Here is a 20,109-nt window from a genome sequence, read left to right as displayed (position 1 = left end):
GAGGCGCGTACGGTGATGGGGGACACAGTCGTGCGGCCGCGGATCGGGGTGATGGGCGGCACCTTCGATCCGATTCACCACGGACACCTCGTGGCGGCGAGTGAGGTTGCTCAATCATTTGATCTCGACGAGGTGGTGTTCGTTCCGACAGGGCGGCCATGGCAGAAGGCTGAGGTGACAGAGAGCGAGCATCGCTATCTGATGACGGTGATCGCCACAGCATCTAACCCGCAGTTCACGGTGAGCCGTGTTGATATCGATCGCGACGGGCTGACGTACACGATCGACACTCTTCGGGATCTCAAGCAGCAGCGCCCCGAAGCAGACCTGTTCTTCATCACGGGTGCAGACGCTATCGCGCAGATCCTCGGCTGGAAGAACTCCAGTGAACTCTTCTCCCTTGCTCACTTCGTGGCTGTGAGTCGTCCGGGACATTCCTTGAACATTTCTGGATTGCCTCCTGAGCACGTAAGCTTGTTGGAAGTACCGGCACTTGCAATCTCCTCAACTGATTGCCGAAGCCGGGTCGGCCGGGGCTACCCGGTCTGGTATCTGGTTCCGGATGGTGTCGTTCAATACATCACGAAGTATCATCTGTATCGGAGTAGTGAATGACCTCGTTTTCCGACGAGCGGCCACTCTCCCGTCGGGAACTACGGGAGAAGCTGCGGGCACAGCAGGCGCAGGAGAGCGTTCTGCGCACCAAGCCTGCCTCGGCGGAGGACCAGGAGAAGACCGAAGCGTCCGCTGCTCAGAGTGATGCCGCTGAGAAATCCGACAAGCGCGAAGCCGCTGAGAAGCCCGGTGCTCCTCAGACGCATCCGAAACGCGAGTCTGCTTCCTCGTCGGTGCCTTCGGAGGACGCAAACGAAGGCGAACGGCCACTGACGAGGAGAGAGCTTCGCGCCCTGCGCGCTGCTACAGGCATGACGCCAGTCATTGAAGCAGACGCCGCGAGTGCTCAGCCAGAGAACCCGACAGACGCGTCAGCTGACTCTTCGACGGAATCGCCGGTCGGTGAGAACCAAGAAGACGAGGCGCAGGCCCCGACTGCCCCAAAAGCTGCGAAGCCAACGCCGAGCGCCAAAGACTTGCCTGCGGACCAGGCACAGGAAACTGATCATATTGATTCGTCTGAGCAGATTTCTGATGCCTTCCGGCCAAAGTCAGGCAAGGAAGACGATGAGTCGTCCCGATCAGAACCGGCTCGGGCTTTTGACACATTAATTGCGCCTGAAGCTCGAGGCTCCGACGTCTTGACAACGTCCAGCGTCCTTCTCCTTCCTGGTGCGAGCGGCCACACATCGGACACCAAGTCATCAACCACAGGTGAGATCGTTGTTACGGGATCCTTGGATCTCCCTCATGCCGATGCGAAAGCTGAGCGCTCGTCGTCAGATCGCCCCGATGTGGACTCAGGTGCAGACAACAGCGGTGAGGGAACTGCGACAGCCGGAACTCCTGTCTCGGCGACGCGCGCTGTAAGCACGCACGCTGTTACTCGTGATGTGATCACACCTCCGACAAAGACGTCGAGCCCGAAACTGCTGATGATTCTTGCCATCACGGCTGGCGTGCTGTGTGTCGCGGTGATCGGCGTGGTCATCGTCGGACTTCTGACTAATTCGTTCTGACACTGAGAGAAAGCCCTCCTTTATTCTGTGACTGCCTCAAACGAGTCCCTCGACCTCGCACGGATCGCGGCGTCCGCCGCCAACGATAAGGGCGGTGAGGAGATCGTCGCTGTCGATGTGTCCGAGCCGCTGCCCTTTGTGGACGCATTCTTGATCGTGAGCGGACGCAGCGAGCGAAATGTCGTAGCGATCGCGGATGGGATCGAGGACGTGCTTCGCGAGCGTGGTGTTCATGCGGTTCGGCGAGAGGGGCGTGCCGAAGGACGTTGGGTGTTGATCGACTTCGGGGATCTCGTCGCCCATGTATTTCATCCTGAAGAGCGTGAGTACTACTCACTGGAGCGGCTGTGGCGCGATTGTCCTGTCATCCCGCTCCACGAGGTACTCACGGACTGAAATCAACACGCCCGAGTGTGCCGATTTCTCTTCGCGGGCAGAGTTGATGTACATTAGATGAGTTGCTTCGGCAATGGATCTGGGTCTGTGGCGCAGCTGGTAGCGCACCTGCATGGCATGCAGGGGGTCAGGGGTTCGAGTCCCCTCAGATCCACACCGACATGAGTCGCGACATAGTTGACAGTTATGAGGAGGAGCCTGGCCATCGGCCGGGCTCTTTTTCGTTGTTGCGCCAGGAGTCGCTGAGCGCGATCAGGAGACACCAAGTGCCGACGCAGAGGCCGTCGACCATGACGGCGTGATACACCGTTTCGGTCGGTGGCAGCCGTGGTTGTACGTCCCAGCACCAGGCTGCGCGCCGCCGGAACGAGCGCCCCGTGCCAGTGTGATCGATCTCGGCTTGCGAGTGTTTGCCGACAAGCCGGGGCACGAATCGGCGGAGCTGTTCCCTGCGGGTGACATCGGGACGTTTCCTTGACTGGGATGAGCCACATGACAGGCACCGCCAAGCGGTGACGGCGTTGCCTGCTTCGACGTACTATCGGCTCTCTCAAGGAGTAGCGCCTCGAACGCACCGTTACGTCGCTGTGAGCGTTCTCGATCGTTCGTCAGATAAGCTCGAAACCTCGTCGAAGATGCCGCGCACTCTCGGTTTGAGGAAGCTTCGACGACTGGCTACCGGCCATGCCATGAGACTGATGCCTCACGCCGTCTCCAACCGGCGGTCGGCGGCGCGTCGCACAGCAATCTCGGGAGGTCGACCGCATTGTGACTCATCGCCAGCGCATCGATTTTTCGACGCGGCAAGCGGGATTCGTCTATGACGCTATCGTCGGCGATGACAGCTGCGGATTCTGGGTCGTCGATCACGCAGCGGAATGCACCACAAGCTATATCGGTGTCGGGCGACCCTCAGACCTGCCCGAGCCGCAGCAGACGGCATCCTGGCCGGAAACTGGAACGAAAGGGCGTGAGTTCCGGGGAGGGTGGATCGGATGGATCGGGTATGACAAGGATGACTCGTGCTGGTTGGCGGTCGAGAAATTCGTCACCTTTGAGCATGAGTCGGGCAAGATCGATGCGCACACCGTTGACAGCGATCTCACCGTGTGGGCTGCCGAGGTTGAGACGCTTCTCCTGCAGCATTTGCAGCATCTGCAGAACGATGGATGCGAGTCGGGCGAGCAAACGACCTTGACCGCTCAAAGCCGCGACTCACCTGAGCACTACAGGCGTATCATCGCGAGCGCCCAGGACGCGATTCGTGCGGGAGACGCTTACCAACTCTGCGTAACGACCCGTTTCAGCGTGCGGGGCGATTTCGATCCGCGGTATGTATTTCGACGAATGCTTGAGAAGCCGGGTCGCCGAAGCGCGCTGATCCGAGGAAGCTCCCGAGCTCTGGTCGTGACGTCCCCGGAAGCCTTTCTGAGCATTAGCCCCTCCCGATCGGTTTCGACGAGCCCGATCAAAGGAACTCGGCCTCGTGGGAAGTCTGCTTCCGAGGATCGTGCGTTGCGGCGCGAGTTGAAGTCGGATCCGAAAGAACGTGCGGAGAACGTCATGATCGTCGATTTGATGCGCAACGATCTGACCCGGGTCTGCAGAGCTGGCAGCGTCACGACGCCTCGTCTGTTGCACGTCGAGACTCATCCGCATGTGCATCAGCTCGTCAGTGAAGTTACGGGAGTGCTCGAGCCTCGAGTATCGCTCAGAGACGTGCTGGCGTCGACGTTTCCCGCGGGCTCGATGACTGGGGCACCGAAGCAGAGCGCAATCAATCTGCTGGCGAACATCGAAAGCGGTCCGCGCGGACGCTACGCGGGCTGCTTCGGCTGGGTGAACCGCGATGGAAGCGCGGAACTGTCCATGACGATACGGAGCGTCGCCGTTGATCGCGGCATCGCCTACGTCGGAGCCGGTGGTGGAATTACGATCGATTCGGAACCGGAGCGGGAGATCGCAGAAGTCGCGCTCAAGGCGCAGGCACCGCTTGCTGCTCTCGGTGCCAGACTGCCTGAAGAATGGGAGAATGCTCGGGTCAGAGATGTGTGGCACGTAGGCCGCAGCGAGCAGACGCACAGGAGGGGCAGCGGATGCACCCGATAATTACGGCTGACGACTCATGCCCGTGCGGCAGGGGAGACGCCTACGGTGAATGCTGCGGCCGGTTCATCGGAGGGCAGCAAGCGCCACCGACAGCGGAGCAGCTCATGCGTTCCCGGTTCACTGCTTTTGTGCTGGCCGACGAGAGCTATCTTCTTCGCACGTGGGACAAGAGTACGCGACCTTTGGGTATCGACTTCGACAGTGAGTTGCATTGGACACGTCTGCACGTGCTCTCATCCTCCCGCGGAGGCCCTTTCGACGATGTCGGGCATGTTCATTTCGTGGCTCTATATCGCACGCGCGACGGCCGTGGACGGCTCGAGGAGATCAGCTCATTCGCTCGGCGGAATGGCACGTGGTTCTACGTGGATGGTGAGTTCCCCGCTTCATAGCGGATCGGCTCTCCCTCAGGCATCGAAGTCCTCTTCATCGATCAAGAGGGACTCGCGAATGCGGCGAAGATCTTCCATCAGCGAGCCGATCAGCACCCAGTGGTTCGATCGGGGCGGGGCGACCACGAGGGGAGCAGTCAGCGCGGGAATCTCACTGGTCATCGGTGCAGGATCGGTCATGCTTGGCCGAATGATAAGACGAAGGTCGTGGGCGGCGCGCGTCAGCTGCTCAGCGATCGCGCGGACACTGGGTTCAGAGTGCAGGCCGCTGTCATAATGATCCCGGAACGCTCGTGTCATTCCGATGAGTCGCGTCACCACCGGGGAGAAGCGATCAAGAATCTCACGGAGCTCTGCAAGATCGGAGCGGTGAGAGGATCGCCGAGGGTTCAGAGTCAGAGACTCTTCGCCCTCCTCGATCGCGGTTTGAGCGGCATCCTTCATGGGCCTGAGCAGCCGAGCTTCGATCATGAGGCCTTCGAGATCTCCCTCAGCCTGTTCCACGCGCAGAGCTTCTGCCAAGCGGTCCAGAGTGGATGCGAGTTCATTTCCGAGCCGGACCACGCTCTCTCGCACCGGAGAGACGAGCACCGGAGGAACTATGACGACGTTGACGACGAACCCGATCGCGGCTCCGATGAGAGTCTCGATGATCCGTGCGCTCGCATACTCGGGGCTGGACGCTCCGAGGGCAAGCACCAGCATGGCGCTGATCGCGACCTGATTAGATGTGCCTGTCGTCATCCGCAGTGACCAAGCGAGAAGGATCGCGACGAGGATTGCCAGCATGACGACCCAGCTGGCCTGCCCGAGGAGCATGCTGAGAATGGAGGCGACTGCCACTCCCGAAATCACCCCGACACTTCGTTCGCTGGCCTTGCCAAAGGATTGATTCACGCTGGGTTGGACGACCAGCAATGAGGCGATCGCGGCGAAGACCGGGAGTTGCTCAGGAAGCACACTGCCCGCGGCAATCCACGCCACGACCGCAGCGACCGAGGTCTTTACGACCTGCAGCAGCGGGGTGCGCTTCGACGCTTGAATCCTGCGCGTGAGCTTCATAGGTTCAGACTAATCGGCGCACCACACTCAGCCGTCGAGAAACCCCTCAAGCTCCGTGAGAAGACCCGCGCCATCAGGTGCGTAGACCCACGTGTGTCCAGAGTCGTGCTGCTCGCGCTTCGAACGACCGCCGGCCAGCACTGCCTCTCCGACAGAGAGCTGGCGGATCGCCACGCCTGCGACAGAGTCGGGGTGCTCAGCCGCGAACTCTGAGTAGAGATCTTCGTCGTGCTGGCCATCATCGCCGACGAGGATCCATTTGATCTGCGGGAACTCGTCGACCAGACGGCGCATGTTGGTCCGCTTGTGCTCGCGTCCGCTACGGAAAAACCTGTCGTGCGTCGGGCCCCAATCCGTGAGGAGCAGAGGGCCAGCAGGATAGAGGTGACGAGAGAGGAACCGCCGAAGAGTCGGTGCAACATTCCACGCGCCCGTGGAAAGGTAAATCACGGGGCACCCACCCTGCTGGCGGGAGAGTCGGTCGAGGAAGACGGCCATCCCGGGGACCGGTGTGCGGGCGTGCTCGTCAAGCACGAAAGTGTTCCACGCCGCGACCAAGGGTCGGGGCAGCGCGGTCACCATGACCGTGTCGTCGATGTCGGAGATCACGCCGACCCGTATCTCGGGATCCACGATGTAGACATCGCATGTCACTGCGCCCGACCCCTGAGTGCGCAGACGTATCGTGTTCCAGCCCGGTGTGAGCGCTACCTGTACGACGACATCGACGACACCTCCCCGGTCGGCGATGACTTCATGTTGATCATCGCCGATGTCGACGGTGACTGGACAAGAGGCTACCGAAATGCTTGTGAAGCTTCTCCAGCCGCGGGCGCGGCTACTCGCCTCATCTTGACGGTCTGGGTGCATGTAGAGAACGCGCGCGAGCACGCGAACCCATGTCGTCGATCCGTAGCCCGTATAGCCGACGACACGCGGAACGAGCCCTCGACGCGCTGCTCGACGCGAGCGCCAGGCGAGAATTGCGTCGTCAATACGTGCGGCGCGGTGTATTCTTCCGGGCACGATTGGCGTGGCATCAGTGTCGGGCATCACTCAATCTTGGCACGGAGAGGGGCCGGATGCGTCATCCTTCACTCTCGTCAGAGTCGGTGCGCGCCATGTGACGTTGCTCACGATGATGGAGAACCTTCTTGATGAGCCAGGCGAACAGAAGAAAGACGCCGATGATGCCAACGAAGATGTAACCCGCGAAATGCAGTTTCTCCGACAGTTCACGGTACGTCTCTGCGGCCGCTGAGCCGACGGAGACGTAAGCGCCGGTCCAGATCAGACAGGCAGGCACGGTCCATGCCAGGAATCGGCGATAGGTCATCGAGCTCATCCCCACGGTCACAGGGACCAGAGAGTGCAGCACAGGGAGGAAGCGCGACAGGAATACAGCGATGCCTCCCCGGCGATCGACGTAGTGTTCTGCACGCTGCCAGTTGTGCTCGCCGATGCGTCGCCCGATTCGGGACCGTCGGATGTGCTCTCCGAAGTGCTTTCCGAGTGCAAAGCCGATGCTCTCGCCACCAAGCGCGCCGATCACGACGACGATATAAAGTGCGATGAACTCAACGACTCCCGTCACGCCTGTCCCTGCCACGATCACAATGGTGTCGCCAGGCACGATCAGGCCGATCAGGATGCTGGTCTCTAGGAGGATAGCGACACCGGCGATCGCGGTGCGCAGCACGGGATCGACGTCCTGGACAGCATCCAGAATCACGCCGAGTATGTCGTTCACCCTGCGAGCCTAATGGACGAACCTCTGCTCATGCGGTCAGCAGAAGCACGGGTGGAACAAGAACGAGTGCGGCAGCGGACGTGAGAATGAGCATCGTCGTCGCGCCGCCGAGCGGATGAGGTTCCCGCATGAGCCTTGACACACGAGGCGCAGCCGACTCCGGTGTTGCCTCCGTTACCCCGACGTCAGGCCCTGAACCACCGCTCGCCGCTACCGTCACTATGGCTGAAACAAGTGCGCGCGCCGAGGATCTCGATCGGGCGGCATCGTCGGCGAGCATCTCCACGAGGAGGCTTACGGCATGGCTGGCACGTGTCGCGATAGGGAACCAGGGGAGCGCCTTGCGCCATGCGCGGAAGGCGAGCAGGAGCAGATGATGCTGCTGCGTGAGATGCGCGCGCTCATGAGCGAGAACAGCCTGCAGCTCACTCTCGTCGAGTGCTTTGACGAGGCCGTCGGTGAGAACCGTGACCGCGCGAAACGCGCCGGGGAGGCAATACGCGACGGGTTCCGGATACTCCATTACTCGTGCGCCGGGTACCTCGGAGTTCGGTGAACTGAGAAGTGTGACGAGATCATGCTGGCGCCGCCGTTCGCGTTCTGTCCGAACGAAAGTCGTAATCACGCTCAACAGGAGGTGGCCAGTGAACAGAAGAGCACAGCAGAGCGCAAAGACGTGCAGAGGTCCCAGGCCCTCAGGCGCCCGACCGTCGAGGATGCCGCGGCCCAAGACGACAAGCCCATCGACCAGTGTCCGTGCGAGTCCGGAGACGCCGTATGTGAGGAGTGCTCCGACAGTGGAGAGTACACCTGCGATGGCTATCGCCTGCCAGGCGACGAGAGCGACTGCGGGCGCACGCGCGGGCCACTGGGCGCGCGACAGAACGATGGGCACTGGCCAAGCGAGCGCGACGGCAAGCAGAGCCATGAGTGCGGCGGCGATGAGCATCGCACTCAGAATACGGCTACTTCGATGCGGACGTGTCCACTCCGAGGAGTGAGCGGAGTGTCTCGACCTCGGCGGGCGAGACCTGCCCGATGAAGCGGGCGAGTGCGGCTTCCCGATCCGGCGACGAGCCGAGCACCTCATGCATCAGGTCTGCCGTGTGATCCGCACGGGTTGTCACTGCCGCATATAGATGGGGGCGAGTGCCGCGATCTCGCGAGACGAAGCCCTTTGACTCAAGGCGTGAGAGAACCGTGAGAACAGTCGTCGCCGCCAGCTGGCGCTTGTTCTTGCCGCTGAAGTTCAGACGGTCGCGCAGATCCCCGGCGCTGAGGGGATCGCCGGATGCCCACAGGACATCCATGACCTCGCGTTCTAGTTCGCCCAGAGTTGCCATAAGACAAGACTACGCTGTTTTCGCGCAACCTTCTACATCGTGTAGAAAAGTGTTCTACACTCTGTAGAAGACAAGTTCTACGCGACGTAGAAAAAGCTTCGTCGAAACGAGGTTTGCCCTGTGGATCAGTTACTCGACCCGCTCATTCTGGCCCGTTGGCAGTTTGGCCTGACCACTCTTTACCACTTTCTATTCGTCCCGCTGACGATAGGAATGGCGACGACCGTGGCAATCTTCCAGACTGCCTGGGTGCGGACGGGAAAGACCCACTATCTGCAGCTGACGCACTTCTACGGCAAGATCTTTCTGATCAACTTCGCAATGGGCGTCGTCACAGGAATCGTGCAGGAGTTTCAGTTCGGCATGAACTGGTCCGACTACTCCAGATTCGTTGGGGATGTTTTCGGGGCTCCTCTCGCACTCGAGGCTCTTCTCGCCTTCTTCCTCGAAGCCACGTTCATCGGGCTGTGGATCTTCGGCTGGGACCGTCTGCCCGCGAAGCTGCACCTGGCGACGATCTGGATCACAGCCGCGGGGACGATCGGCTCTGCCTACTTCATCATCGCTGCCAACGCGTTCATGCAGAACCCGGTCGCCTACACGATCAACGAGAGCAAGGGGCGCGCCGAGCTGACGAGTCTGGGGGAGCTCCTCGCGAACCCAATCGCGCTCGCGGCGTTCCCGCACACGATCTTCGCCTGTTTCATGGTGTCGGCCGGTCTTGTGATCTCGGTCGCTGCATGGCATCTCGCGCGGAACCAGAACATCGAGATGATGCGTCCTGCGCTCAAGTTCGGTCTGTGGACGATGATCGTCGCGGGAGCCGGAACCACGCTCATGGGCGACCAGCTCAGCCTCGCCATGGTGGATGCCCAGCCGATGAAGATGGCAGCCGCAGAAGCGCTGTACTCAACGGCATCCGGTGCCGAAGCCTCGTTCTCGGTGTTCACTCTCGGCACGCCAGACGGTGTTCACGAGCTGTTCTCGATTCGCGTGCCGTATCTGCTTTCGATCCTGTCCACTCACTCGCTCACGGGCACCGTCGAAGGGATCAACGACATCCAAGCGCAGTACCAAGCACTGTATGGGCCAGGAGACTATTCGCCGATCATCTGGGTCACGTACTGGTCGTTCCGCTGGATGATCGGGCTCGGCATGCTCCATATCCTTGTTGCAGTTGTCGGGCTCTGGCTCACGCGAGGTGGACGGATGCCGCAGAGCCGCTGGGTCTGGAAAGCCGCGATCTGGTCCTTCCCTGCATCACTCCTGGCGATGAGCGTCGGATGGATCTTCACAGAGATGGGTCGCCAGCCCTGGCTTGTCTTCGGTCTGCTCACGACTGAAGACGGTGTCTCACCTGGCGTCAGCGGAATCAGCGTTCTGATCTCCCTTCTCGTGTTCACCATCGTCTACGGCTCACTCGCGGTCGTGGAATTCCGCCTCATCGTGCGAGCGGTACAGAAGGGCCCCGACCCTCTCGAAGCCGACGAAGACTCAGAAGAGCCGCGTGTTCGTGCGGCCGTTTACTAGGAGGCATCCATGGATCTTTCACTCCTCTGGTTCTGGCTGATCGCCGCCTTGTTCATCGGGTACTTCGTGCTGGACGGATTCGATTTCGGCGTCGGAATGTCGCTGCCCTTCCTCGGTCGAGACGATACGGATCGACGAGTACTCATCAATACGATCGGGCCCGTCTGGGATCTCAACGAGACATGGGTGATCGTCGCCGGGGCCGCTCTGTTTGCGGCATTCCCCGAGTGGTACGCCACGCTGTTCAGCGGATTCTACCTGCCGCTGCTGGTGATCTTGGTGGCGCTGATTCTGCGCGGCGTGTCCTTCGAGTACCGGCACCAGCGGCCCGAAGCTTCCTGGCGACGCCGGTTCGACCTCTTCATCATCATCGGGTCCGCACTGCCTGCGCTCCTGTGGGGCGTCGCGTTTGCGAACGTCGTGCACGGCGTTCCCCTGGATGCGAATCACGATTTCGTGGGAAGCCTCCTCGACCTTCTCAACCCGTACGCGCTGCTCGGAGGTGTCACAACGTTGCTGCTCTTCTTCACGCACGGCGTGATCTTCGTCGCGCTGAAGACCGATGGCGATATCCGCCTCCGCGCGCGTCGTCTCGCGGCCCGGTCAGGCATCCTCGCTGTTCTGGCCGCAGCCGCGTTCCTCGTCTGGACATGTATCGAGCACGGAACGCTCGCACTTTATGTGGTGGCCGGCGGCGCAGCAGTCGCCCTCATCGGAGCGCTGATTGCGAACGCGCGTGGCCGTGAGGGGGTCGCCTTCTCGCTGATGGCGGGCACCATCGGCTTCGCGGTGCTGGCACTCTTCACTGCACTGCACCCCGCGGTGATGCCGGCCTCGAATGATCCGGCGAACAGCTTGACGATCGCCAACGCGTCGTCGACGCCGTACACCCTGGAGGTGATGAGCTGGATCGCGCTCATCGCGCTTCCGCTCGTGCTGCTCTATCAGGGCTGGACATATTGGGTGTTCCGCAAGCGCGTGATGCGCGAGCACATTCCGCAGGATGCCGAAACACATGCGCCCGCTTGATCCGAGGCTGCTCCGCTACGCGCGCTCGTCCCGCCGATTCCTCACGCTCGGTGCAGTGCTCACGGCCATCGATACCGCGGCGATCATCGGATTCGCCTGGTTTGTGACGAACGCCATCACCTCTGCGCTCGGCGGCGCCTCACCCTGGCACGTTGTCACCTCGAGTGCCATGGCTGGAGCCGCTGCGCTGATTCGAGGAGCTATCGTCTGGCTTCTCGAGGCTGTGGGCACACGCGGAGCGGCCCGTGCGAAGAGCGAACTTCGCCTCGGCATCCTCGAGGCAGTCGACAGGCTGGGGCCCGCGTGGCTCGCACACGAGAACTCAACTGCGCTCGCGACACTGCTCGCGCGAGGTGTCGATGCCCTCGATGACTACTTCGCGAAGTACATCCCGCAGCTCATCCGCACGGCAATCACCGTTCCTGTGCTCATCGCTGTCGTGCTCGCGCAGGATTGGCTCTCCGGTGTGATTCTCGTCGTGACACTGCCGATCGTTCCGATCTTCATGGTGCTGATCGGGTTGGCGACAAAAGCGGCACAGCGGCGCCAGTGGGATGGACTGACACAGCTCTCAGTTCATTTCATGGATGTCATCTCTGGACTCGGAACGCTCAAGATCTTCGGCCGCGAGCGCCGTCAGATCGGACGTGTGAGAGAGATGACGGATGACTATCGTCGGCGCACGATGGGTGTGCTGCGCATCTCATTTCTGTCGGGCTTCGTGCTTGAGCTCATGGCGAGTCTCTCTGTCGCGCTCATCGCAGTGTCGATCGGTTTCCGTCTCGTGGATGGAGCGCTGTCTCTGACAGTCGGCCTCTTCGTACTTCTTCTCGCTCCGGATGTCTACTTCCCAATTCGACAGGTTGGTGCGCAGTTCCATGCCGCAGCCGAGGGCACAGAAGCCGCAGAGAAGGCGTTTGACATCCTGGATGCCGCGTCCGCTGAGCGTCCCGCGGTCCACGAGCTGCATCCATCGGGTGATCTCGTCCTCTCTGATGTCGCGGTCGAGCGCGGAGAGAATGCACGAATCGGCCCTCTGAGCATCTCGTTCCCACGCGGGACGGTCACTGCGATAACGGGCTCGAGCGGCGCGGGAAAGTCCACGCTGCTGGATGCGATCGCCGGAGCGGCGACGCATACGGGCACGATGAGCGTGGGCGGGACAGATGTATCGAATGCGCGCATGCAGGACAGAAACTGGCTGGCATGGGCGCCGCAGACGGCGTATCTGGTCGCTGGGACGGTCCTCGACAACGTGACTCTCGGCAGCGTGAGTCCGGACGCAACTTTGGCCACGCACGCTCTGCGGCTCGCAGGTGCCGGGGACATCGAACTCGAGACGCGACTGGACGACGCGGGAGAAGGTCTCTCCGGTGGGCAGCGGCAGAGAGTGGCACTCGCCCGGTGCTTCTATCGCGCCGTAGGGCAGAACGTCAGTGTGATCGCCGTCGACGAACCAACCTCCGCGCTCGACGAACGAAGCGAAGAAGCCGTAGCGCGGGGGCTCAGGCATCTGGCCTCACGCGGAGCGAGCGTGATCGTCGTCACGCACCGGACAGCACTGCTCGAGTGGGCGGACCGGCACGTCGACATCGAAGAGCAGCTGGAGGTGGTCACGTGACGCACACGATGACGACTGACAGACGATCCGAGACCCGGCGTATTCTGCGGACTGCGCTGCCGCCCGCGCGTCGCGCACTGCCTGGCATCGCTTCCGGTGTGGCGATGGGGCTCGCTGTCGTCGCGCTCATGGCCACGAGTGCCTGGCTCATCGTCCGTGCCGCAGAGCAGCCCCCGGTGCTCTTTCTGACGATGGCGACGGTCGGGGTGCGCGCCTTCGCCCTTGCACGTTCCGTGTTCCGCTATTTGGAGAGGCTCTACAGTCACGATGCGGCGTTTCGTCAGCTCGCCGCGATGCGTGTTGATCTGCTCGAACGGCTGATCCCCTGGGTTCCCGCCGGACGGGGAAGAGCATCGTCGGGATCGGTTCTGAACGCGCTGGTCACAGATGTCGACGAACTGCAGAATCTCTCGTTGCGAGTGGTCAATCCTGTCATCACGTCCACAGTCGTGGCGGTTGCCGCAGTTATCGGTGTATCTCTGATCTCACCGCCCGCCGCTGCGGTTCTCGGACTCACGCTCGTCATCTGCGCTGTCGTGGCGATGTTCGCGGGAACCCGTGTCGCAGCGGCATCCGAACGACTCATCGCCCCGCACCGTGAGCAGCTCGTGCGGGCCCTCACCGAGTACACAGTCGGGTACACCGTGTTGGCGCACTACGGTGCAGATGTTCGCGCACTCGGTGCGGTCAGAGAAGCGGATGCCGCGGCCACTCGTGCCGCACTTCGACGGTCGGCCGCTGTAGGAACCGGCGGGGGCGTCATCACACTCGGGGCGGGCCTCACGGTAGCCGTGAGCATCTTCGCAGCGCTTCCGATTGCTCAGCACGCTGGATCAGGGCCTGCTTTCGCGGTCGTCGCGCTCGTGCCGCTTGCTGTCTTCGAAGTCATCGGCGCCCTGCCGCTCGCACTAGGTCACTGGAGGGTCGTGAGAGCCAGCGCGGAGCGGCTAGCAGATGTTGCGCCAACGACGCTGCCCGCTGAGCTCCCCGGGGAAGCGCAAGACAATGAACCGGTCGGCCCGCAGGACACCACGCTTCGTCTCGCTGACGTTTCGGCTCGGTGGCCCGGGTCCGGGTCTGACATTCTCCGAGACGTCGATCTTGAGGTGCGCCCCGGCGAGTGCGTCCTGATCAGCGGGTCGAGCGGGTCAGGCAAGTCCACACTGGCGGCTGTGCTCGCGCGTTTCATTGAGCACACCGGTACCTACGAGATCGGCGGACGAACGGCGTCGAACCCGCGGAGCGTCCGAGAGATCGTAGGCGTGTGCGAGCAGCATCCTCATATCTTCGATGAGTCCATCCGGCAGAATCTGCTGTTCGCACACGATGCGGCCACTGACGATGACCTCTGGAACGCTCTCGACGCTGTCGGCCTCCGCAACTGGGCAAAGGAGCGAGGAGGTCTGGATGTTCGTGTGGGGGAGCGCGGAGCACTGATCTCAGGAGGGCAAGCCCAGCGTCTCTCACTGGCACGAGCGCTTCTCCGAGGCTTCCCGATTCTGGTGCTGGATGAACCCACGGCGAATGTGGATGCGGCGCGGGCGCAATCACTCATGAGGTCACTCCTCTCGGCGGCTCAGGAGCGAGGCCGAAGCATCGTTCTGCTGTCACACGACGATGTTCCAGAAGACCTGATTGACAGGCGGTTCACGGTGCGGGAGGGAAGACTCGTCTAGCGGTATCCTTAGTAGTTGGGCGTCCGCGTTCCGAGCCCCAGGTCGCCGCGATGGAGATTGAGAGTCACGTGTCCCACGAGCAGACAGCACATGAAGCAGCCGAGAAATACGACTTCGCCGCGATTCAGGAGAAGTGGCTACCTGTCTGGGACGAGCTGAAGCCTTTTGCCACCGACGATGCCGACGACGAGCGTCCGCGCAAGTACGTTCTCGATATGTTCTCGTACCCCTCAGGCGACCTGCACATGGGCCATGCGGAGGCGTTTGGTCTCTGCGACATCCTCGCTCGGTACTGGCGACAGCGCGGTTACAACGTGCTCCACCCCGTCGGGTGGGATTCTTTCGGGCTCCCGGCCGAGAACGCAGCGATCAAGCGAGGAGCAGACCCTCGCGAATGGACGTATTCGAACATTGAGCAGCAGAAGACAAGCTTCCGTGTCTATGCACCCTCATTCGACTGGTCGCGAGAGATCCATACGTCCGACCCCGAGTACTACCGCTGGAACCAGTGGCTGTTCCTGAAGCTCTATGAGAAGGGACTGGCCTACCGGAAGGCCAGCCCCGTGAACTGGTGCCCGAACGATCAGACGGTGCTTGCAAACGAGCAGGTCGTAGACGGTGCGTGCGAGCGGTGCGGAGCGCAGGTCACGAAGCGAAACCTCACACAGTGGTACTTCCGCATCACGGACTACGCAGACCGCCTCGTCGATGATCTCGAGCAGCTCGAGGGATCCTGGCCGGCAAAGGTCCTGTCGATGCAGCGGAACTGGGTGGGTCGCTCCCTCGGTGCCGACGTCACGTTTGAAATTGAGGGACACCACGAGCCGATCAGCGTTTTCACGACGCGGCCCGACACGCTCTACGGCGTCACATTCATGGCTGTTGCTCCGGACTCCGAGCTCGCTGCGCAACTCGCGACAGGCGCGTCAGAAGACGTTCAGACCGCGTTCCAGAGCTATTTGGAGCAGACAAAGACAGAGAACGACATCGATCGGCTGTCGACGGACCGCGAGAAAACCGGAGTCTTCCTTGAGCGATATGCGATGCACCCGCTGACCGGCGAACGACTTCCAATCTGGGCCGCCGACTATGTGCTCGCCGACTACGGTCACGGAGCGGTGATGGCTGTTCCCGCACACGATCAGCGTGATCTCGACTTCGCACGTGCCTTCGACCTCCCCGTGACCCTGGTTGTTCATCCCGGTGACGACGCCGACCCCGAAAGCCTGGATCCAAAGGCTACGGGCGTCGCGCTCACTGGAGGCGGACGTTTGGTCAACTCAGGCCCGTTCGACGGCATGGAGCAGGACGCCGCTGTCGAGGCCATGACAGACAGGTTGGCGGAGACCGGGCGAGGAGACACGGCTAAGAACTATCGGCTTCGTGACTGGCTCATCTCACGTCAGCGTTACTGGGGAACACCTATTCCGATCATCCACTGCCCCGAGTGCGGCGAGGTGCCGGTTCCCGAGGACCAGTTGCCGGTGCGTCTTCCAGATGCCAAGGGCCTCGATCTGCGTCCGAAGGGGTCGAGCCCTCTTGGCGCCGCCGATGAGTGGGCCTCCGTCGATTGCCCGAGCTGTGGCGGACAGGCACGGCGGGACTCAGACACGATGGACACGTTTGTCGACAGCTCCTGGTACTTCCTCCGATATCTGTCTCCGAACTCGGAGACGATGGCTTTCGACGTCGAGGAAGCGCGTCGATGGGCTCCGGTCGACCAGTATGTCGGCGGCGTGGAGCACGCGATCCTCCACCTTCTCTACTCACGCTTCATGACGAAGGTGCTGCATGATCTCGGATATCTCGACTTCGAGGAGCCGTTCTCAGCGCTTCTGAATCAGGGCATGGTCCTCATGGACGGCCAGAAGATGAGCAAGAGCGTAGGCAACCTCGTGGAGTTTGCATCAGAGATGCGCGACTACGGTGCGGATGCGCTCCGTGTGACTCTCGCTTTCGCAGGACCACCGGAGGACGATATCGACTGGGCGGACGTGTCCGCAGCAGGCTCGTCAAAGTTCCTCGCACGTGCATGGCGCATCGCCCACGACGTCACGAGTGAGCCTGGTACGGATGCCGTTGACGGCGATAGGTCGCTGCGCCGCCATGTGCACCACTTCCTCGCTGATGCGCCGGAGCTCGTTGAGTCCTACAAGTTCAACGTCGCGATTGCCAGGCTCATGGAACTCGTGAACGTCACCCGCAAGACGATCGACTCGGGTGCAGGCGCATCCGACCCTGCAGTGCGCGAGGCGGCCGAGACGATAGCGATAGCGCTGAATGTTTTCGCACCGTACACGGCGGAGGACATGTGGAGCATGCTCGGCTACGAGCCGACCGTGGCAGCAGTCCTCTGGCCAACGCCAGAGCCGGCTTTGCTGGTCGAGGAGGAAGTCACGGCTGTGGTTCAGGTGAATGGCAAGGTGCGCGCTCGTCTGCAGATCTCGCCCTCGATCGATCCCGGTGAACTCGAGCGTCTTGCGCGTGCGGATACCAACGTCGTTCGCACTGTCGGTGATAAGCAGATCACGAACGTCATCGTCCGCGCGCCGAAGATTGTGAGCATCGCCACAGCGAAGTAGATGCTTTTCGGGGCCGTCCACAAGCGGCCCCGAAAAGGTCTTCTCCACAGCTCGGCACCACGATCCGGCCCCGCAGTTCGGTTCGGCCTAGCGTTGGGAGCATGGAGGAACGAGGTCAGCTGTCTCGACGCAGCACGCGACCTCGACGCATGCGGTTCGGCGCAGGGGTAGCTGTCTTGCTCGTACTCGTCGGGCTCGCGGGAACAGTGGCTGTTTCTCTCTTCAGACAGGGTGAGGAGACTGTGGCGGTTCCGCTCACGACCGCGACCTCCACCCCAGCTGGTATCTACGTGCATGTGCTCGGCGCCGTCGACGCACCTGGTCTCTATCGCCTGCCTGCTGGGGCCCGCGTGATGGATGCCATAACGGCTGCCGGAGGACTCAGAGACGACGCTGATGACTCGGCGATCAATCTCGCCCGCTTCGTCACGGACGGAGAGCAACTGCGTGTGCCGGTCGAGGGGGAGCAAGAAGCTCAGGACGCTGAAGATGGCCTCGTTGACCTCAACGCTGCAGACGCCGAAGAGCTCGAAACGCTGCCACGGATCGGCCCAGCACTCGCGGCCCGCATCATCGCGTGGAGGGATGAGAACGGAGGATTCCGCTCCGTCGATGATCTGAGACATGTGTCGGGCATCGGTGAGAAGACGTTCGAAGGGCTGAAAGACCTCGTGAGAGTCTGATGCATCTCCTCATCGCAGCAGCCTGTGCGTGGGCGGCAGCGCTGGTCACGATTGGGACGAGCCATGCCACGGTGATCTGGGTGTTGGCGAGCACGATCGGTGCGGTCGCTGTCACGTGGTGCGTGCTTCGGCGCATTGGGGGTGTGCTCGTCGTCATTGCCATCAGCTGTCTCGCTGTTGGCCTCGTCACTGCCGCCGTCGCTTGGGGATCTACTCAACGCATGCCTGAGGCACTCGACGACGCGCTCGAGGCGGGTCACAGTGAAAGCATCCACGCAGTCGTAGATGCGCTGCCGGCGCCGCGATCAGATGGCGGAGTCCGGTTGACCGCGACTCTCGTATCGATCGATGGAACCCCTGTTCGCGTCCCGACTACGGTTTTTCTCCCTGAGACAGATGAGGATATCGACTTAGGGAGCCGCGTCGAGTTTGCAGCCGATCTTATGGCGACCGATGCGTTTGACAGGAGCGCTGCGCTCCTCTTCGCCGACGCTGGAGCCACCGTCATCTCAGATGCTCCGACAGGCATTCGTTGGGCAAACGAGATGCGTCACGCCTTCGCTGATCTTTGCACGGAGTTGCCCGGAGCGGGCGGGATGCTTCTTCCCGGACTCGCCGTAGGGGACACGAGTCAGGTGTCGTCGGTTCTCGATGAAGCGATGAAAGATTCTTCCCTCAGCCACCTCACCGCTGTCTCAGGCGCGAACTGCGCCATCATCGTGGCGTTCGCAATGTTCGCCCTTGCGAGGTGTGGGGTGGGCAGAGGCCTCCGCGTCGCCGGGGCGCTGTGCGTGCTCGCCGCGTTTGTCATCCTCGTGACGCCGCAGGCGAGTGTTGTGCGTGCGAGCGTCATGGCGAGCCTCGCTCTCGTGGTTCATCTGACGGGACGCGCGTCACTTGGCGTTCCCGTGCTCTCACTCAGCGTTCTGTGTCTCCTCATCGTCGATCCCTGGTACGCCGTCGACATCGGTTTCACGCTGAGCGTCTTGGCCACCGCAGGTCTTCTGCTCCTGTCACGCCCGATGAGCAGCGCCCTGAGCCGTTTCCTGCCTCGCGGTGTGGCCACGCTGATCGGAGTCCCTCTCGCGGCGCAGCTCGCCTGTCAGTCCGTACTCATCCTCCTTTCGAGTTCGATCAGCGTATACGGTGTCGCGGCGAATATCCTCGCCGCGCCTGCTGCACCTGTCGGCACGGTTGTGGGTCTTGTCGCGTGTCTTCTGACCCCTGTCCTCCCGGCGCTCGCGCACCTGCTCATCTGGATCGCTTTCGTTCCCGCGTCGTGGATCGGCGGTGTCGCCACCGTCATGGCGAGCCTCCCCGGTGCGAAGGCACCGTGGCTTCCCGGCATCCTCGGCGCGGTGGTCCTGGCCGCTGGCACGGCGCTTGCAATCGCCCTCATCCTCTCTTCGCGGTTTCGCCATCATCCGCTCGGCGCGGTAGGCCAGGGACTCCTGTGCGTGTCGTTGGGGGTCTACCTGGCGGTCGCCATTGTGCCGCCAGCTGTCTCGTCCCTGACGCGACCAGCCGCTTGGCTCGTCGCCGCGTGCGATGTGGGACAGGGAGATGCCGTGTTCATTCGCTCTTCTGACGCAGTCATCCTGATCGACACGGGGCCCTCGGCTGAACCGCTGGAACAGTGCATGACCGAACTCGGCATTGTGGATGTCGACCTCCTGGTCCTTACTCACTACGACTTGGATCATGTCGGCGGTCTCGATGCCGTCGCTGCGATTACAACTACTGCATTCGTCCAGCGGCCGGCCGAGGCTAAGGCCGAGCAGATCATCGACCACCTGAAGGCAAGCGGCGCCTCAATACTGACGCCCCTGCGAGGCAGACGAGGTAGCGTCGGAGACATCGACTTCGAAGTGCTGTGGCCACCCGACTCGAGACTCTCGGGGAACCCCGGCAGCATTGTTTTGGCCCTCGACGTCCAGAATGTGCGGATGCTGTTTCTCGGAGATCTGGGGGAGGAGTCGCAGCGCGCGCTCCTTTCGAGCAACCCGGGTCTGGGAACAGTCGATATTGTCAAGGTCGCTCATCACGGGAGCTCGGATCAAAGTGCTGAGCTCTATCAGCACCTCTCCGCAGAGAAGGCCCTTATCTCAGTCGGTGCGGACAACAGCTATGGGCATCCCGGTGCAGATACGCTCAGCGATCTCATCGCTGCCGGCAGCTCACCGCTTCGCACCGACCTGCGTGGGACCATCCTGCTCACTCCTGACCGCGAGGGACTCTCTGTCTGGTCGGAGGAGGCGCCTCGTGTCACCTCCGCCGATTAGGCTTGAACGCGACTCGTAGG

17 protein-coding genes and 1 tRNA gene are annotated in these 20,109 nt (G+C 62.0%); 13 read left to right on the top strand and 5 right to left on the bottom strand.

All coding sequences use genetic code 11. The annotated features are described in order from the left end of the window. The first annotated feature begins 15 nt into the window (after positions 1–15). From nadD to ACSAGD_RS07305, 6 genes are all read left to right on the top strand, one after another. Positions 16–615, top strand: a complete 600-nt coding sequence (gene nadD, locus ACSAGD_RS07330; RefSeq protein WP_437585140.1) for a nicotinate-nucleotide adenylyltransferase — start codon at positions 16–18, stop codon at positions 613–615. A 311-nt stretch (positions 616–926) separates the two neighbouring features. Beyond that, positions 927–1,634: a hypothetical protein gene (locus ACSAGD_RS07325; protein ID WP_437585047.1), complete on the top strand. Its 708-nt coding sequence runs from the start codon at positions 927–929 to the stop codon at positions 1,632–1,634. A gap of 27 nt (positions 1,635–1,661) precedes the next feature. Beyond that, complete coding sequence (rsfS, locus tag ACSAGD_RS07320; protein ID WP_437585046.1) at positions 1,662–2,030, top strand: ribosome silencing factor; 369 nt, start codon at positions 1,662–1,664, stop codon at positions 2,028–2,030. Between the two features lie 81 nt (positions 2,031–2,111). Next, positions 2,112–2,184, top strand: a tRNA-Ala gene (locus ACSAGD_RS07315). A gap of 614 nt (positions 2,185–2,798) precedes the next feature. Further along, complete coding sequence (locus ACSAGD_RS07310; protein WP_437585045.1) at positions 2,799–4,139, top strand: anthranilate synthase component I family protein; 1,341 nt, start codon at positions 2,799–2,801, stop codon at positions 4,137–4,139. Next, entirely contained in the window at positions 4,055–4,531 is a 477-nt protein-coding gene (locus ACSAGD_RS07305; RefSeq protein WP_437585044.1) for a YchJ family metal-binding protein, read from the top strand. Before ACSAGD_RS07310 ends, ACSAGD_RS07305 begins: the two co-directional genes overlap by 85 nt. 15 nt (positions 4,532–4,546) lie before the next feature. Here ACSAGD_RS07305 and ACSAGD_RS07300 read toward each other — a convergent pair whose 3' ends face one another. Genes ACSAGD_RS07300 through ACSAGD_RS07280 form a run of 5 tightly spaced genes read right to left on the bottom strand, consistent with a single transcriptional unit; the run spans position 4,547 to position 8,686 of the window. Then, a complete protein-coding gene (locus tag ACSAGD_RS07300) occupies positions 4,547–5,593 on the bottom strand; it encodes an FUSC family protein (protein WP_437585043.1) in 1,047 nt (348 codons plus the stop codon). A 27-nt stretch (positions 5,594–5,620) separates the two neighbouring features. Further along, complete coding sequence (locus tag ACSAGD_RS07295; RefSeq protein WP_437585042.1) at positions 5,621–6,646, bottom strand: App1 family protein; 1,026 nt, start codon at positions 6,644–6,646, stop codon at positions 5,621–5,623. A gap of 34 nt (positions 6,647–6,680) precedes the next feature. Beyond that, a complete protein-coding gene (locus ACSAGD_RS07290; protein WP_437585041.1) occupies positions 6,681–7,343 on the bottom strand; it encodes a DedA family protein in 663 nt (220 codons plus the stop codon). A gap of 28 nt (positions 7,344–7,371) precedes the next feature. Beyond that, complete coding sequence (locus tag ACSAGD_RS07285; protein WP_437585040.1) at positions 7,372–8,292, bottom strand: M56 family metallopeptidase; 921 nt, start codon at positions 8,290–8,292, stop codon at positions 7,372–7,374. Between the two features lie 16 nt (positions 8,293–8,308). Then, positions 8,309–8,686, bottom strand: a complete 378-nt coding sequence (locus ACSAGD_RS07280) for a BlaI/MecI/CopY family transcriptional regulator (protein ID WP_437585039.1) — start codon at positions 8,684–8,686, stop codon at positions 8,309–8,311. Positions 8,687–8,806: 120 nt separating this feature from the next. On the opposite strand from ACSAGD_RS07280, the gene ACSAGD_RS07275 reads away from it, so the two are divergent. The 7 genes from ACSAGD_RS07275 (at position 8,807) to ACSAGD_RS07245 (ending at position 20,089) form a co-directional block, all read left to right on the top strand. After that, positions 8,807–10,216, top strand: coding sequence for a cytochrome ubiquinol oxidase subunit I (locus ACSAGD_RS07275; RefSeq protein WP_437585038.1), 1,410 nt, complete (start codon positions 8,807–8,809; stop codon positions 10,214–10,216). Positions 10,217–10,225: 9 nt separating this feature from the next. Next, the gene (cydB, locus tag ACSAGD_RS07270) at positions 10,226–11,245 is read left to right on the top strand and encodes a cytochrome d ubiquinol oxidase subunit II (RefSeq protein WP_437585037.1); all 1,020 of its coding nucleotides are present in this window, start codon (positions 10,226–10,228) and stop codon (positions 11,243–11,245) included. Further along, positions 11,220–12,866 (top strand): thiol reductant ABC exporter subunit CydD, encoded by a 1,647-nt coding sequence (gene cydD / locus ACSAGD_RS07265; RefSeq protein WP_437585036.1) that lies wholly within the window; start codon positions 11,220–11,222, stop codon positions 12,864–12,866. The genes cydB and cydD overlap by 26 nt, the downstream gene beginning before the upstream one ends. Further along, complete coding sequence (gene cydC, locus ACSAGD_RS07260; RefSeq protein ID WP_437585035.1) at positions 12,863–14,542, top strand: thiol reductant ABC exporter subunit CydC; 1,680 nt, start codon at positions 12,863–12,865, stop codon at positions 14,540–14,542. The genes cydD and cydC overlap by 4 nt, the downstream gene beginning before the upstream one ends. Before the next feature lie 50 nt (positions 14,543–14,592). Next, positions 14,593–17,124 carry a leucine--tRNA ligase gene (gene leuS, locus ACSAGD_RS07255; RefSeq protein ID WP_437585034.1) on the top strand — a complete coding sequence of 844 codons (2,532 nt, stop codon included), beginning with the start codon at positions 14,593–14,595 and terminating at the stop codon, positions 17,122–17,124. Positions 17,125–17,225: 101 nt separating this feature from the next. Then, a complete protein-coding gene (locus ACSAGD_RS07250; protein ID WP_437585033.1) occupies positions 17,226–17,807 on the top strand; it encodes a helix-hairpin-helix domain-containing protein in 582 nt (193 codons plus the stop codon). Further along, positions 17,807–20,089 carry a ComEC/Rec2 family competence protein gene (locus tag ACSAGD_RS07245; protein WP_437585032.1) on the top strand — a complete coding sequence of 761 codons (2,283 nt, stop codon included), beginning with the start codon at positions 17,807–17,809 and terminating at the stop codon, positions 20,087–20,089. The genes ACSAGD_RS07250 and ACSAGD_RS07245 overlap by 1 nt, the downstream gene beginning before the upstream one ends. The last annotated feature ends 20 nt before the right edge of the window (positions 20,090–20,109 follow it).

The organism is Paramicrobacterium salitolerans, assembly GCF_051513965.1.
Lineage (GTDB): Bacteria > Actinomycetota > Actinomycetes > Actinomycetales > Microbacteriaceae > Paramicrobacterium.
This window is presented reverse-complemented; position numbering and strand designations above follow the sequence as displayed.

Coding starts and splice junctions, on each gene's coding strand:
- ACSAGD_RS07325 (WP_437585047.1), top strand. CDS start 927: ATGACGCCAGTCATTGAAGCAGACGCCGCGAGTGCTCAGCCAGAGAAC.
- nadD (WP_437585140.1), top strand. CDS start 16: ATGGGGGACACAGTCGTGCGGCCGCGGATCGGGGTGATGGGCGGCACC.
- ACSAGD_RS07250 (WP_437585033.1), top strand. CDS start 17,226: ATGGAGGAACGAGGTCAGCTGTCTCGACGCAGCACGCGACCTCGACGC.
- ACSAGD_RS07245 (WP_437585032.1), top strand. CDS start 17,807: ATGCATCTCCTCATCGCAGCAGCCTGTGCGTGGGCGGCAGCGCTGGTC.
- ACSAGD_RS07305 (WP_437585044.1), top strand. CDS start 4,055: ATGGGAGAATGCTCGGGTCAGAGATGTGTGGCACGTAGGCCGCAGCGA.
- cydD (WP_437585036.1), top strand. CDS start 11,220: ATGCCGAAACACATGCGCCCGCTTGATCCGAGGCTGCTCCGCTACGCG.
- ACSAGD_RS07280 (WP_437585039.1), bottom strand. CDS start 8,686: ATGGCAACTCTGGGCGAACTAGAACGCGAGGTCATGGATGTCCTGTGG.
- ACSAGD_RS07295 (WP_437585042.1), bottom strand. CDS start 6,646: ATGCCCGACACTGATGCCACGCCAATCGTGCCCGGAAGAATACACCGC.
- ACSAGD_RS07285 (WP_437585040.1), bottom strand. CDS start 8,292: ATGCTCATCGCCGCCGCACTCATGGCTCTGCTTGCCGTCGCGCTCGCT.
- leuS (WP_437585034.1), top strand. CDS start 14,593: ATGGAGATTGAGAGTCACGTGTCCCACGAGCAGACAGCACATGAAGCA.
- cydB (WP_437585037.1), top strand. CDS start 10,226: ATGGATCTTTCACTCCTCTGGTTCTGGCTGATCGCCGCCTTGTTCATC.
- ACSAGD_RS07300 (WP_437585043.1), bottom strand. CDS start 5,593: ATGAAGCTCACGCGCAGGATTCAAGCGTCGAAGCGCACCCCGCTGCTG.